Origin of the sequence: Oerskovia sp. NPDC057915 (genome assembly GCF_042887685.1) — a bacterium.
GTDB lineage: Bacteria > Actinomycetota > Actinomycetes > Actinomycetales > Cellulomonadaceae > Oerskovia.
In genome coordinates this window covers 1-14,029 of the sequence record NZ_JBHVOS010000036.1, presented here as the reverse complement: position 1 = coordinate 14,029, position 14,029 = coordinate 1, and the positions used below count along the sequence as shown (strand labels likewise).

Here is a 14,029-nt window from a genome sequence, read left to right as displayed (position 1 = left end):
GGCTCATCGTCGACCTCCCTCATGACCACGTTCCGGCTGCACGACGGTGCAGGAACGCGCCGTCGTCGTCGCTGTCCACCATGCCTTCAATGTCGTATTTTCGCATGTGGGGGCCGGTGGGCACGCCCCGACCTCGACGACGACGCGACGTGGCAGGCTGGGACAGGGCCCCGCAGGGGCGCCCGCCCGCCGCCGAGAGGAACCCCGTGCACCACCCGAGCCGCCCGCTCACCGTCGCCGTGGCCGTGGCCGCCGTCAGCGCACTGCTCACCGCGTGCACGGCGAGCACGCCCCCCGCAGCGCCCACCGCCCAGACCTTCGAGGTCCCGGACAGCGCGGTGGCGGCGACCGTGACCACCCCCGACGACTGGGACCGCGCCGGCCAGGCCGCTCCCCTGGTGGTCCGGTCGACGACCCCGTCCGGGGACCCCGGCTTCACGGCCAACGTCGTCGTCACGACGAGCGACCCGGGGACCGCGACGCTCGAGGACAGGACGGCCGAGGCCGCCGAGGCGCTCCAGACGTCCTCCGACGTGGCGATGGACCCGACCCAGCCCGGGCCCGTCACCGTCGCAGGGCTGCCCGCCTACCGGCTCGGGGCGACACGAACGGTCGACGGCATCCCCGTGACCCAGGTCGAGACGGTCGTCGAGGTCGCGACGCCCGCCGGCTCGGCGTTCGTCTACGTCACCGAGACCTTCGCGACCGACGACACCGAGGGCGCGGCCCAGGCCCGCGCAGTCACCGACAGCCTGGTCGTCACGCCCGCAGGCTGAAGGCGTCGAGCCCGCGGGGCGGAGGCACGGGGCCGCCACCGGCGCGAACCGACCGACTGACCTGCCGGCCGGACCGCCGGTCCGCCGGCCGGTCCGCCGATCAGTCGGGCGGCCGGGCGCGCGGGCGGTCGGCCGGTCGGCCGGTCGCTCCGCCGGTCAGTCGGCGAGGACGACCAGCGCGGTCGCGAGCGCCGCGACGCCTTCGCCGCGGCCCGTCAGTCCCAGGCCGTCGGTCGTGGTCGCCGTGAGGGTCACGGGCGCCCCGGCAGCGGCGCTCAGCGCCGCCTCGCCCTCGGCCCGGCGCGGTCCGAGCCGGGGTCTGTTGCCGACGACCTGGACCGCGACGTTCCCGATCTCGAACCCCGCCGCGCGCACCCGACGGGCGGCCTCGGCGAGCAGCGACGCGCCGCTCGCCCCCGACCACTCCGGGGCGCTCGTGCCGAAGTTCGAGCCGAGGTCGCCGATCCCCGCCGCCGAGAAGAGGGCGTCGGCCGCGGCGTGAGCCGCCACGTCGGCGTCGGAGTGGCCCGCCAGGCCCCGTTCCCCGGGCCAGTGGAGTCCTGCGAGCCAGAGCTCGCGTTCCTCGCCCACAGGGGCGTAGGCGTGGACGTCCGTCCCGATGCCGGTACGCGGCAGGCTCATCGTCCGTCCTCCGTCAGCAGCTTCTCGATGTAGTAGAAGTCCCGCGCGGTCGTGACCTTCATCGCGAGCTCGTCGCCCTCGACCACGAACACGTCCTCCCCCAGCGCCTCGACGAGCGAGGCGTCGTCGGTCGCGGCCGTGGCCTCCGTCCGGGCGCGCGCGGCGCCCGCCGAGTGCGCGCGCACCAGGAGCGCCCGGTCGAACGCCTGGGGTGTCTGGACGGCGCGCAGCAGCGTCCGGGCCGGGGTGGCGGCGACGCGGTCGACTCCTGCGGGCAGCACGGGACGACCGTCCTCGGCCGGGCCGCGCGGGGCCAGGATCTTGACGGTGTCCATCACCGGAAGACCGGGGATGACGGCCTGGTGTCCCGCCTTGACGGTCTCGACGACGCGTCGGATCATCGCGGCCGGGGCCAGCGGGCGTGCGGCGTCGTGCACGACGACCGTGTCGACGTCGGCGCGTGCCCGCGTCAGCCCGGCCGCGACCGACGACTGGCGCGTGGTCCCGCCGGCCACGACGACCACGGGCACGCTCACGTGCGGGTCGTGCTCGAGGACGTCCGACATGACCGAGACGAGCCCGTTCGGGGCCGTGACGACGAGCGCGTCGACCACTCCCGAGGCGGTCAGCCGGCGGGCCGCGTGCAGGACGAGCGGAAGGCCGCGCAGGGGGACGAGAGCCTTGGGAAGGTCGAAACCGAGGCGGGTACCGGAGCCGGCGGCGGTCAGGATGGCGAGGGTCGTCACACCGCTCACGGTAGACGATCTCGGCCTGCGGACCGTGCTCGGCCCGCTGACGAGACGATCGGTCGTGGAAGCGGTCTCCCGCGCTCCCTCGCGCGGGCGCCTCGTGAACGACGACGACGCACGGACCGCGGGCGGTCCGTGCGTCGTCGGTGGTGCGTGGGTGAGTGTTCTGCTCAGGAAGCCAGGACCTCGTCGAGGATGGCCTCGGCCTTGTCCTCCTCGGTGTGCTCGGCCAGTGCCAGCTCCGAGACCAGGATCTGTCGAGCCTTCGCGAGCATGCGCTTCTCCCCGGCAGAGAGGCCACGGTCTGCGTCACGACGCGACAGGTCGCGGACGACCTCTGCCACCTTGATCACGTCGCCGGAGGCCAGCTTCTCGAGGTTGGCCTTGTAGCGGCGCGACCAGTTGGTCGGCTCTTCGGTGTATGGTGCGCGAAGAACTTCGAAGACCTTGTCGAGGCCCTCCTGGCCGACGACGTCGCGGACGCCCACCAGGTCGACGTTGTCCGCCGGGACCTCGATCGTCAGATCGCCCTGAGCCACCTTGAGCTTCAGGTAGATCTTCTCCTCCCCGCGGATGGTGCGGGTCTTGATCTCTTCGATCTTTGCGGCACCGTGATGTGGGTAGACAACGGTCTCGCCTACTGTGAACGTCATCTGCAGATGTCCCCTTTCGCGGAGGTCGATCTTACCACGGGGGGTACCTCCGTTCCGAGCCCCTCCCCGGGCCGGCAGGCGCACCGTCCCAGCGTTTTTCCTGGTCACGCCGCGCCCAGGACGGCAAGTCGGCACGAATACCGACCACCTCCGCCCCCCTCCGGACGGGCTGCGACCCTCGCCAGGAGACCCGACGCCCCCGCGGACGCACCTCGACGCCCCCGCGGACGCACCTCCACGGGACGCCGGGCCGGACGCCGGGCCGGACACCCCCAGGAGCGACTAGGCTGTGGTCATCTGCGCCCAGGGGGGCGCGGGCGGCGGAGAACCTCGTCGACCACCCCCCTGGGCACACCGAGACTGACCGCAGCACATTGGAGCGCACGTGACCCGCACCCCGTCCCGCCCGACCACACCGCGCCGGTCGCTCATGCTCGCGATCCCCGTGATCGTGGCGAGCGCCGTCGCCGTGTCGGCCTGCTCACCCATCACGACGGACATCGCCTACTCTCCGTCGGACGGCATCCGCGTCAACCTCACCGACGAGGTCCGCGCGCTCAACCTGCTCATCGTCTCCGCCGCCGAGGGTGAGCCGGGGACGCTGCTGGGCGGCGCCGCCAACGACTCGGACCAGCCCGTCGAGATCACCATCGCCCCGGAGGGCACCGACCCGATCGACGTCCCGCTCGAGGCCGGGGAGACCGTCTACTTCAGCGTCGACGACGGGTTCGAGGCCCAGTTCGGGAACGTCGACGCCGCCCCCGGCGCCACGATCTCCGTGACCCTCACCGCGAGCACGGGCGAGACCGAGACCGCGCAGGTCCCGGTCGTCAACGGTGCGCTCGAGGAGTACAAGGACTACCTGCCCTGATCTGCGGCTGACGTCTCGACGGCGGGGTCCCCTCCTGGGAGGGGACCCCGCCGTCGCGTTTCCAAGACCCGTGTGCCATATCACGATGACGACTGTGGGCTGCCGCCAGTAGCATCCCGGTCATCGGGATCGGCCGACGTGGCCTCCCCCTCGTAGAAGCGACCTTCCATGGCAACAACACGCCCTCGCTCCGTCCGCACCGTCGCGGTCGCCGCAGGCATCCTGACCTCTGCTCTCCTGCTCTCCGGCTGCGGCGCGATCGTCGACTCCGTCTTCGGCCCGTCCGAGGCCCAGCGCGACGAGCCGGGCGGCGAGGTCACCGCGGCGTCCGACGCCGACGTCTTCTCGATCCAGGTCGGCGACTGCGTCAACGAGGCCGCCCCGGCAGAGGCCGAGGAGACCGTCGAGTACGAGTCCCTCCCCGTCGTCCCCTGCGCCGACCCCCACACGGGCGAGGTCTACGCCGAGCACGAGCTCCCGGCCGGCGACTTCCCCGGCGACCAGGCGGTCTCCGACACCGGCATGGAGCACTGCTACTCCGTGTTCGAGGAGTTCGTCGGACTCAGCTACGAGGAGTCGACGCTCGAGTTCTGGGCCATGTTCCCGTCGCAGCAGAGCTGGGACATGGCGGACGACCGCACGGTCCAGTGCTTCGTGGGTCCTGTCGAGGACACCGTGACGGGCACGCTCAAGGGCGCAGCCGTCTAGCGCTCCCCCTGCGACGCACGACGGCGAGGCGCCCTGAGAAGGGTGCCTCGCCGTCGTGCGTCGTGCGTCGTGCGGGTGCCTGGTCAGGTCACCCGAAGCGGCCCGAGATGTAGTCCTCCGTCGCCTGCTCGGACGGCGACGAGAACATCGTCGCGGTGTCACCCATCTCGATCAGCCGGCCCGGCTTGCCCGTGCCCGCGATGTTGAAGAACGCCGTGCGGTCGCTCACGCGGGCCGCCTGCTGCATGTTGTGGGTCACGATCACGATCGTGTACTCGTCCTTGAGCTCGGCCATGAGGTCCTCGATCGCGAGCGTCGAGATCGGGTCGAGCGCCGAGCAGGGCTCGTCCATGAGGAGCACCTGCGGGCGCACCGCGATCGCGCGCGCGATGCACAGACGCTGCTGCTGCCCGCCGGACAGGCCCGACCCGGGACGGTCGAGGCGGTCCTTGACCTCGTTCCACAGGTTCGCGCCCTGCAACGACGTCTCGACGAGCTCCTCGGCGTCGGACTTGGAGATGCGCTTGTTGTTGAGGCGCACGCCCGCGAGGACGTTCTCCTTGATCGACATGGTCGGGAACGGGTTGGGACGCTGGAAGACCATGCCCACCTGACGGCGGACGGCGACCGGGTCGACGTCGGGCGCGTAGAGGTCCTGACCGTCCATGACGGCCTTGCCCTGGACGTGCGCGCCCGGGATGACCTCGTGCATGCGGTTGAGCGTGCGCAGGAACGTCGACTTGCCGCAGCCCGACGGGCCGATCAGCGCCGTGACCGAGCGCGGCTCGATCGCCATGGTCACGCCCTCGACGGCGAGGAAGTCGCCGTAGTAGACGTTGAGGTCGGAGACGTCGATTCGCTTCGACATGATGTGCTTCCTTCCGGTGTCCGGTCGCGCGGGGTGCGGTGCCCGGACAGGCTGGTGGGCTCGGCTCAGCGAGCGGTCTTGGGCGAGAACAGGCGGCTGACGAGCCGGGCGATCAGGTTGAGCAGCATGACGATGAGGATCAGGGTCAGGGCCGCGGCCCAGGCCCGGTCGATCCCGACGCCGCCCTGCTCGTACTGGCGGTAGGCGAAGACCGGCAGAGTCGCCATGCGTCCGTCGAACAGATCCCAGTTCACCTGGGTGATGAGGCCGACCGTGAGCAGCAGGGGCGCGGTCTCCCCGATCACGCGGGCGATCGAGAGCATGACGCCCGTGACGATGCCGGCGATCGACGTGCGCAGGACGACCTTGACGATCGTCAGCCACTTGGGCACGCCCAGCGCGAGCGACGCCTCGCGCAGCTCGTTGGGGACCAGCCGCAGCATCTCCTCGACCGAGCGGATCACGACCGGCGTCATGAGCAGCGACAGCGCGACGGCGCCCATGATCCCGGCGCGGTACGCGGGGCCGAAGATCAGCGTGAACAGCGAGAACGCGAACAGGCCCGCGACGATCGACGGGATGCCCGTCATGACGTCGACGAGGAACGTGATCCAGCGGGCGAGGGCACCGCGCCCGTACTCGACGAGGTAGATCGCGGTGAGCAGGCCGATCGGCACCGAGATGAGCGTCGCGGCGCCCGTGATGAGGAGCGTGCCGACGATCGCGTGCCAGATCCCGCCGCTCGTCATGTCGCCGTACACGCCGACCATGTCGGTCGACAGGAACGTCGCCCCGAACAGCTCGGCGCCGCGCGTCACCACGATCCACAGGAGCGAGACGAGCGGGATCAGCGCGAGCAGGAACGCGAACGTCACGAGCGTGGTCGCGAGGCGGTCGGTGGCCCAGCGGGCGCCCTCGACGAAGCGCGAGGTCACCGTCAGCCCGACGGCGTAGAGCACCGCGCCGAGGCCCAGGACCCCCGCGACGGTCGGCTTCCCGGCGACCGCCAGGATCCCGAACGCGACGACGACGCCGCCCACGGCGAAGGCCCAGGGGGCCCAGCGGGGCAGGCGCTTCTGCGCCGGGACGAGCTGGAGGGAGCCCGAGCCGTCGGGCGCGGCGGGCGTGGTGGGGGTGAGGTCGGTGGCCGTCATCAGTTCGCTCCCGAGAAGTCCTTGCGGCGCGCGATGATCCAGCGCGCGATCATGTTGACGACGAACGTGATGACGAACAGCGCGAGGCCCGTCGCGATGAGCGTGCTCACCGCGAGGCCGCTGGCCTCAGGGAACTTCGAGGCGATGTTCGCGGCGATCGTCTGCTGCTGACCCGGCTTGAGCAGGAACAGCGAGTAGAGGAACCCGGGAGAGATGACCATGAGCACGGCCATCGTCTCGCCGAGCGCGCGCCCGAGGCCCAGCATCGACGCACTGATGACCCCCGAGCGGCCGAAGGGCAGGACCGCCATGCGGACCATCTCCCAGCGCGTCGCGCCCAGCGCGAGCGAGGCCTCCTCGTGCAGGACCGGGGTCTGGAGGAACACCTCGCGCGAGACCGCCGTGATGATCGGCAGGATCATGACGGCCAGGACGATCGAGGCCGACATGATGTTCTTCGCGGGGGCCTGGTAGCCCTCGAACAGGGGGATGAACCCGAGCGTGCCGCTCAGCCACGTGAAGAACGGGTTGAGGATGGGGAGCAGCCACAGGGCGCCCCACAGGCCGTACACGACGCTCGGGATGGCCGCGAGGAGGTCGATCAGGTAGCCGAGGCCCTGCGCCAGGCGCCGGGGCGCGTAGTGCGAGATGAACAGCGCGATGCCCACCGAGACCGGCACGGCGATCAGGAGCGCCAGGATCGAGGCCAGGAGCGTGCCGAACACCAGGGGTCCGATGTAGGCGAGCAGCGAGTCCGCCTTGAACCAGGAGATCTTCTGGAGCTCCTCGGGGCTCGCCGTCAGGGCCGGCCACGCCTCGATGACGAGGAACACGGCCACCGCTGCGAGGACGAGCAGGATGAGGATCCCGGCGCCCGTCGACAGGCCCGCGAAGAGACGGCCCGCCAGGCCGCCCTTGGTCACGGGGACCGTGGGTTCGGACCCGAGCCCGGCTCGGGTGGAGGGAGGAGAGGTGACGGCCACTGATGCTCCGATGACTGAGGTGCGGCGGTGGTGGGACAGGCGGTGCGGCGGTCACGCACCCGTGGCGGGCCGCGTCGGGCGCAGTGCCTCGACGTGACCCGCCCCTGGGTGAGTGACCGTGTTCAGCTGTTCGGTCAGCTCTTGACGCTGATCGAGTCGAGCGCTGCCTGGACCTCGGTGCGCAGGGCGTCCGAGATCGGGGCGGAGCCGGCGACGGACGGCTCGGCGGCACGCGCCTGGCCCTCCTCGCTGGCGACGTAGGTCAGGTACGCCTTGACGTTGGCGGCGTCCTCGGCCTTGTCGTAGGTGGAGCAGGCGATCGAGTACGAGATGAGGACGAGCGGGTAGGCGCCGGCCTCGGTCGTGGTGCGGTCGATCTCGACGACCAGACGCTTGTCGGTCGCGTCGGCCGCACGCGGCGAGGCGTCGACGACCTTGGCCGCGGCCTCGGGCGAGAACGGCACGTACTCCTCGCCGACCTTGATCGCGACCGTGCCCAGGTCACCGGCGCGCGAGGCGTCGGCGTAGCCGATGGCACCCTCGGCACCCGTGACGGTGTCGACGACGCCCTGCGTGCCCTGGCCGGACTGTCCGCCGGACAGCGGCCAGTCACCGCTGGCCTCGTGCGGCCAGGCGCCGTTCGAGGCGTCCGCGAGGTACTCGGTGAAGTTCTCCGTCGTGCCCGACTCGTCCGAGCGGTTGACGGGGATGATCGCGGTGCTGGGGAGCGTGACGCCCTCGTTCTCCGCGGCGATGGCCGGGTCGTTCCAGGTCGTGATCTCGCGGTTGAAGATCTTCGCGAGGGTCTCGGCCGAGAGGTTGAGGTGCTCGGCGTCGACGCCGGGCAGGTTGTAGATCACGGCGATGGGGCTGATGTAGAGCGGGACCTCGATGGCCTCGCCGCCGAAGCAGCGGTCCGTCGCGGTCGCGAGCTCGTCGTCCTTGAGCGCGGCGTCGGAGCCGGCGAACTGCGTCGCACCGGAGAGGAACTGCTCGCGGCCACCGCCCGAGCCCACCGCGTCGTAGCTGACGGTCACACTGGGGGCGATGTCGCCGAAGCCGGCGATCCAGCCGGCCACGGCCTTCTCCTGGGACGAGGCGCCGGCACCGGCGAGCGTGCCGGTCAGGTCCTCGGTCGAGCCGTTCGATGCGCCGTCGGTGGAGTCGCCACCACCGGAGTCGGTGCTGTTCGAGCCGCACGCTGCCAACGTCAACGCGAGCACACCGACGGCTGCTGCGGAACCTGCGCGGGTGAATCGGCTGAGCTTCACTCTCTTCTTCCATCCTGTCAACGCGGGGGCACCAGCGAGCGCCGGTGACAACAACGACGCTAAGGAGCCCGGGTGACGCGTTCCGGTGCTCAGGGTGAACGACGGATGAACAGTGCACAGACTCTTGCGGCCTGTGGACAGAGCGAGGGCGGCGTGCCCGCCGGCAGGCTCGTGACCCAGAGCACGCCCGGGCACGCGGCCCACCGGTTGCCCCGCCTGTGCGGGTCGGGAAGTCTGGTGGGAACAGGTCACCGGGTCACCACCACGGTCGGGTGACCCGAGGTCGATCGACGGCCGCACCACGACGGACGTCAGGAGGACCCCTGTGACAGACGACGGCACGAGCCATCCGCAGCCGGCCGAGAGCGAGCCGGAGGAGCCCGGCCTGGCCGCCGACCAGGCCACGCCCACCGACCAGGGCGCACCCGCCGACGGCACCGCGCCTGCACCGGAGGACGCGACGACGTCGGGCACGGCGGCGCTGCCCGCTCCCCCCGGCCGCATGTACCCCCGCGTCTTCTACCCCGCCGCGGGGCTCATCCTGCTGTTCGTGCTCCTCGCGATGGTCTTCACCGACGGGACCACCGCGGTCCTGAGCACGCTCCAGGCGGACGTCATCGGGGCGTTCGGCTGGTACTACGTGCTGATCGTGGCCGGGTTCGTCATCTTCGCGCTGTGGATGGGGCTGAGCCGGTTCGGCGACATCGTGCTCGGCAAGGACGACGAGACCCCGCTGTTCCGGCTGCCCGTGTGGTTCGCGATGCTGTTCGCGACAGGCATGGGGATCGGGCTCGTGTACTGGGGAGCGGCCGAGCCGCTGACGCACTTCGCGTCGCCCAAGCCCGGCGTCACGGGCGACCCCGCGGCGCTCGCGCAGGCCGCGATGGGGCAGAGCTACCTCCACTGGGGCGTGCACGCCTGGGCGATCTACGTCGTCGCGGGCCTCGCGCTCGCCTACGCGATCCACCGCAAGGGGCGGCCCGTCTCGATCCGGTGGGCCCTCGAGCCCCTGCTCGGCGACCGGGTCAAGGGACGCCTCGGGGACGTGGTCGACGTCGTCGCGGTGCTCGGCACCGTGTTCGGCGTCGCGACCTCGCTCGGCTTCGGCGTCCTGCAGATCGGTGCCGGGCTCGGCTTCCTGAACGTCGCAGATCCGGGCCTCGCGCTCCAGATCGGGCTCATCGTCGGGATCACGGCCGTCGCGACGCTCTCGGTCGCCTCCGGGCTGGGGCGCGGCATGAAGTGGCTCTCCAACGGCAACATGGTCCTCGCGGGCGTCCTGGCGCTCACGGTGCTCGTCGTCGGCCCCACGCTGTTCCTGCTGCGCGACTACGTGCAGTCCATGGGGTACTACCTGCAGAACGTGATCCGCCTCACGTTCGACACCACGGCCTTCCAGGGCGACGCCGGCCTCGAGTGGCAGTCGTCGTGGACGATCTTCTACTGGGGCTGGTGGATCTCGTGGGCGCCGTTCGTGGGCGTCTTCATCGCGCGCATCTCCCGTGGCCGCACCATCCGCGAGTTCGTCATGGGCACGCTGCTGGTCCCGACGCTCGTGACGTTCCTGTGGTTCTCGGTCTTCGGCGGTTCGGCGCTGTACCGGCAGATCTTCGGCGACGGCGGGCTCATAGGCGCCGACGGCAGCGTCGACACCGACACCGTGCTCTTCCAGCTCCTGGGCGACCTGCCGGGCGGCCCGGTCCTCACGGTGCTCGCGATCGTGCTCATCGGGGTCTTCTTCGTGACGTCCGCCGACTCGGGCTCGTTCGTCGTCGGGATGCTGACCTCGGGCGGCGACCCGCACCCCGCCGTCTGGAACCGGATCCTGTGGGCCGTGCTGTCCGGCCTCCTCTCGATCGCCCTGCTGATCTCGGGCGGTCTCACCGCGCTCCAGACGGCCGCGATCCTCATCGCCCTGCCGTTCTCGGTCGTCATGATCGGGATGGCTCTGTCCACCGTGATCGCCCTGCGCGAGGAGCACAGCGCGATCCTGCGCGCCGAACGGGCGCAGGCCCGGCTCGCCCTCACCCAGCACGTCACGCGCCGCGTCACCGAGTCCATCTCCGAGCAGTGGGACGAGCTCTACGGCAGCGACGGGCGCAAGCCGCCCAAGCCCCCGAAGCCTCCGAGGTCACCCGCCGAGCGGCGAGGTGCACTCATCGGACGGCCCCGGCGGCGCGCGGACAAGGACGCACCGCCCGGCGGCCCGCCCGCCGCCTGACGGCCGCCCGCCCGCCGCCTGGCAGGAGAGCCGCCCGCCCGGCCCGGGAGCCGCCCCGGGCGGCGCGGGCGACTCTCCCAGGAACCCGGGGCGCGCCGGTGCATCCGTCCTACGAGGCGCCGTCGGCCACCTTGTAGCCCAGGCCACGGACCGTGAGCAGGTAGCGCGGGGTCGCGGGGTCCGGCTCGATCTTCGAGCGGATGCGCTTGACGTGCACGTCGAGGGTCTTGGTGTCGCCCACGTAGTCCGCGCCCCAGACCCGGTCGATGAGCTGGCCGCGCGTCAGCACGCGGCCGGCGTTGCGCAGCAGCAGCTCGAGCAGCTCGAACTCCTTGAGGGGGAACGACACGAGCTCGCCGTGCACCGTGACGACGTGCCTGTCGACGTCCATCCGCACCGGACCGACCTCGAGCGCCCCGTCGACCTCGGGCTCCGCCGGCGACTCGACGCTGCCCTGGCGCCGCAGCACCGCACGGACGCGCGCGAGGAGCTCGCGGAACGAGTAGGGCTTGGTCACGTAGTCGTCGGCCCCGAGCTCGAGGCCCACGACCTTGTCGATCTCCGAGTCCTTGGCCGTGAGCATGATGACGGGCACGTTGCCGCGCTGGCGCAGCTCGCGGCACACCTCGGTGCCGCTCAGGCCCGGGAGCATGAGGTCGAGCAGCACGAGGTCCGCTCCCCCGGCGTCGTACGCGGCCAGGGCCTCGGGCCCCGTCGCCGCCTCGACGACGTCGAAGCCCTCGCGGGCCAGCTGGTAGGTCAGAGGGTCGCGGTACGACTCCTCGTCCTCGACGACCAGGATGCGCGTCACGCACCCACCTCCTTGGTTCTGGGGGACGTGCCCTGATGGGGACCTGCCTGGGGGCCCTGCGCCCGGGTGGGTGCGAGGCCGGGGTTCGTGGGGTCGTCGTGGTCGACCGGACCGCCGGGGGCGATCGGGTCGCCCGGGTCGGCGGTGCCGCCCGAGGTGGTCGTGCGGCCCGGGTCGGCCGTGTCACCGGGGGCCGCCGGGGCGGCCGCTTCCGTGAGGTCGGAGGTCTCGGCGGCGTCGTCCCCGTCGCGGTCGGGGCTGCTCTCGAACCCCTCGGCGGTCGGGTTCGCCGCCGGGATGCGCAGCGTGAACGTCGACCCACGACCCGGCTCGGACCACATGGTCACCTCGCCGCCGTGGTCGGCCGCGATGTGCTTGACGATGCTGAGCCCCAGCCCCGTCCCACCCGTGTCGCGCGAGCGCGCCGGGTCCACCCGGTAGAAGCGCTCGAACACGCGCTGCTGCTCGCCCTCGGAGATGCCGATGCCCTGGTCGACGACCGCGATCTCGACGAGGTCGCCGACCACGCTCACACCGACCCCGACACGGGTGTTCTCGCCCGAGTAGGCGACCGCGTTGTCGAGCAGGTTGCGCACCGCCGTCACGAGCAGCGCGTGGTCGCCGTAGACCACGGCGTCGAGGTCCCCACCGACGGTCAGGACGATGCCCTTGCCCTGGGCGTTGGTGCGGGCGCGGTCGACCGACTCCTCGACGACCCCGCCCACGGGCACCGTCGTGACGGCCTGGAGGGCTCCCGCCACCTGGAGGCGCGAGAGCTCGATGATCTCCTGGACCAGCGCGGACAGCCGGGTCGCCTCCTGCTGCATGCGGCCCGTGAACCTGCGGACGGCGACCGGGTCGTCCGCGGCGTCCTGCACGGTCTCGGCGAGCAGCGCGAGCGCGCCCACGGGCGTCTTGAGCTCGTGCGACACGTTGACGACGAAGTCGCGACGGATCGCGTCGACGCGACGCGCCTCGGTCCGGTCCTCGGCGAGCACCAGGATGTGGTGGGGACCGACCTGCGCGACCCGCACCTGGAGCATGACCATGCCGCGCCCGACAGGTCCGCGCGGGAGCTCGAGCTCCTCGTCGCGGATCACGCCGTCGCGCTGGACCTCCTCGATCATGTCGAGGATCGGGGTGTGCACGATCGCGTCGCCGCGGACCACGCCCAGCGCGTACGCCGGCGGGCTCGCCCGCACGACCTCCCCCTCGGCGTCGAGCACGACGGCCGCCGAGCGCAGCACCGCGAGGACACGGACCAGCCCCTCGTCGAGCTCGGGCGCCTCCTCGTCGGGCATGCGCCGCAGGGTGCGCTCGCTGAACCGGAACGCGAGCGTCGCGAAGACGCCGACGAGGAGCCCGATGACTCCTGCGACGAGCAGCCCGACACCCTCCTGGATTCCTTCCACACCACCAGCGTACGGTCGTCCCACGAGGCCGCCCGACCACTCCGGGCCGGCGGAGGGACGCGTGTCCAAGAGTTCACGTGGCGTCGTCCCAGCGTTCACCTGACCGTTCATCTCCCCGTTCATCGCGCCTGTCATGGTGGACTCTGCTGGTCACCAGGAAAGGGAAGCGATGCGGGAAATCTTCGAGGCCGAGCTCAAGCAGGTCGGTGACGACCTCGCCGAGATGAGTCGGCTGGTCGAGTCGGCCATCAGTCGAGCCGGGACGGCGCTGCTCACCGCAGACCTCCAGCTCGCACAGTCCGTCATCGCGTCGGACCACGCGATCGACGCCCTGGAGCGTGAGCTCGACGAGCGGTGCGTGCTGCTGCTCGCGCAGCAGCAGCCTGTCGCGACGGACCTGCGCGTCGTCGTGAGCGCCCTGCGCATGAGCGCGACCCTGGAACGCATGGGCGACCTCGCCCGGCACGTCGCCCAGGTCGCGCGGGGTCGCTACCCGGCGCACGCGATCCACCCCCTGCTGGAGGGGACGTTCTCCCAGATGCACGACGCCGCGACCCGGGTCGCGCGCCGCACCACGACGCTGCTCACGACGCGGGACCTGACGGTCGCGGCCAACGTCGAGCGCGACGACGACCTGCTGGACCACCTCCACCAGGACACCTTCGCGGCGCTGCTCGGCCCGGACTGGACCGGCACCGCCCAGGAGACGATCGACGTGACCCTCGTGGGTCGCTACTACGAGCGGTTCGGCGACCACGGGGTCTCGATCGCCCAGCGCGTGACGTTCCTCGTGACGGGTGACTTCGTGGACGGTCGCGGCCAGACCATGCGCGCGTAGCGAGTCCCTGTCACCGCACGCGAACGCCCGACGGCGCCGCTCCCCCCGTGAGGGGAGCGGCGCCGTCGGGCG

General features: G+C 71.6%; 14 protein-coding genes. 5 read left to right on the top strand and 9 right to left on the bottom strand.

Annotated elements, in window-relative coordinates; translation table 11 throughout:
* Positions 1-206 precede the first annotated feature (206 nt).
* Positions 207-776 carry a hypothetical protein gene (locus ACFVQ3_RS18265; RefSeq protein WP_387642121.1) on the top strand — a complete coding sequence of 190 codons (570 nt, stop codon included), beginning with the start codon at positions 207-209 and terminating at the stop codon, positions 774-776.
* 156 nt (positions 777-932) lie between these two features.
* Here ACFVQ3_RS18265 and ispF read toward each other — a convergent pair whose 3' ends face one another.
* The 3 genes from ispF to ACFVQ3_RS18250 form a co-directional block, all read right to left on the bottom strand.
* Positions 933-1,418 carry a 2-C-methyl-D-erythritol 2,4-cyclodiphosphate synthase gene (gene ispF, locus ACFVQ3_RS18260; RefSeq protein WP_387642118.1) on the bottom strand — a complete coding sequence of 162 codons (486 nt, stop codon included), beginning with the start codon at positions 1,416-1,418 and terminating at the stop codon, positions 933-935.
* Positions 1,415-2,164, bottom strand: a complete 750-nt coding sequence (gene ispD, locus ACFVQ3_RS18255; protein ID WP_387642115.1) for a 2-C-methyl-D-erythritol 4-phosphate cytidylyltransferase — start codon at positions 2,162-2,164, stop codon at positions 1,415-1,417. The genes ispF and ispD overlap by 4 nt, the downstream gene beginning before the upstream one ends.
* A 173-nt stretch (positions 2,165-2,337) precedes the next feature.
* The gene (locus ACFVQ3_RS18250; RefSeq protein ID WP_205307814.1) at positions 2,338-2,820 is read right to left on the bottom strand and encodes a CarD family transcriptional regulator; all 483 of its coding nucleotides are present in this window, start codon (positions 2,818-2,820) and stop codon (positions 2,338-2,340) included.
* A gap of 385 nt (positions 2,821-3,205) precedes the next feature.
* Between ACFVQ3_RS18250 and ACFVQ3_RS18245 the strand changes: the two genes are divergently transcribed.
* Both ACFVQ3_RS18245 and ACFVQ3_RS18240 read left to right on the top strand, forming a co-directional pair.
* A complete protein-coding gene (locus tag ACFVQ3_RS18245) occupies positions 3,206-3,691 on the top strand; it encodes a hypothetical protein (protein WP_387642112.1) in 486 nt (161 codons plus the stop codon).
* Positions 3,692-3,859: 168 nt separating this feature from the next.
* Positions 3,860-4,399, top strand: coding sequence for a septum formation family protein (locus tag ACFVQ3_RS18240; RefSeq protein ID WP_387642110.1), 540 nt, complete (start codon positions 3,860-3,862; stop codon positions 4,397-4,399).
* Positions 4,400-4,487: 88 nt separating this feature from the next.
* On the opposite strand, the gene pstB is transcribed toward ACFVQ3_RS18240, so the two are convergent.
* The 4 genes from pstB to pstS form a co-directional block, all read right to left on the bottom strand.
* A complete protein-coding gene (pstB, locus tag ACFVQ3_RS18235; RefSeq protein ID WP_191789557.1) occupies positions 4,488-5,267 on the bottom strand; it encodes a phosphate ABC transporter ATP-binding protein PstB in 780 nt (259 codons plus the stop codon).
* Positions 5,268-5,332: 65 nt separating this feature from the next.
* A complete protein-coding gene (pstA, locus tag ACFVQ3_RS18230) occupies positions 5,333-6,421 on the bottom strand; it encodes a phosphate ABC transporter permease PstA (protein WP_387642106.1) in 1,089 nt (362 codons plus the stop codon).
* Positions 6,421-7,404: a phosphate ABC transporter permease subunit PstC gene (gene pstC, locus ACFVQ3_RS18225; protein ID WP_387642103.1), complete on the bottom strand. Its 984-nt coding sequence runs from the start codon at positions 7,402-7,404 to the stop codon at positions 6,421-6,423. Before pstC ends, pstA begins: the two co-directional genes overlap by 1 nt.
* A 134-nt stretch (positions 7,405-7,538) precedes the next feature.
* Entirely contained in the window at positions 7,539-8,675 is a 1,137-nt protein-coding gene (gene pstS / locus ACFVQ3_RS18220) for a phosphate ABC transporter substrate-binding protein PstS (RefSeq protein WP_387642101.1), read from the bottom strand.
* A 325-nt stretch (positions 8,676-9,000) separates the two neighbouring features.
* Here pstS and ACFVQ3_RS18215 point away from each other — a divergent pair, with 325 nt between their 5' ends.
* Positions 9,001-10,896: a BCCT family transporter gene (locus ACFVQ3_RS18215; protein WP_387642098.1), complete on the top strand. Its 1,896-nt coding sequence runs from the start codon at positions 9,001-9,003 to the stop codon at positions 10,894-10,896.
* Positions 10,897-11,005: 109 nt separating this feature from the next.
* Here the strand turns inward: ACFVQ3_RS18215 and ACFVQ3_RS18210 are convergent, their stop codons facing one another.
* Both ACFVQ3_RS18210 and ACFVQ3_RS18205 read right to left on the bottom strand, forming a co-directional pair.
* On the bottom strand, positions 11,006-11,707 hold the full coding sequence (locus ACFVQ3_RS18210) for a response regulator transcription factor (protein ID WP_191796617.1): 702 nt from the start codon (positions 11,705-11,707) through the stop codon (positions 11,006-11,008).
* On the bottom strand, positions 11,704-13,119 hold the full coding sequence (locus ACFVQ3_RS18205; RefSeq protein WP_387642096.1) for an ATP-binding protein: 1,416 nt from the start codon (positions 13,117-13,119) through the stop codon (positions 11,704-11,706). Before ACFVQ3_RS18205 ends, ACFVQ3_RS18210 begins: the two co-directional genes overlap by 4 nt.
* Before the next feature lie 169 nt (positions 13,120-13,288).
* Between ACFVQ3_RS18205 and phoU the strand changes: the two genes are divergently transcribed.
* Positions 13,289-13,957, top strand: a complete 669-nt coding sequence (gene phoU / locus ACFVQ3_RS18200) for a phosphate signaling complex protein PhoU (protein WP_387642092.1) — start codon at positions 13,289-13,291, stop codon at positions 13,955-13,957.
* The last annotated feature ends 72 nt before the right edge of the window (positions 13,958-14,029 follow it).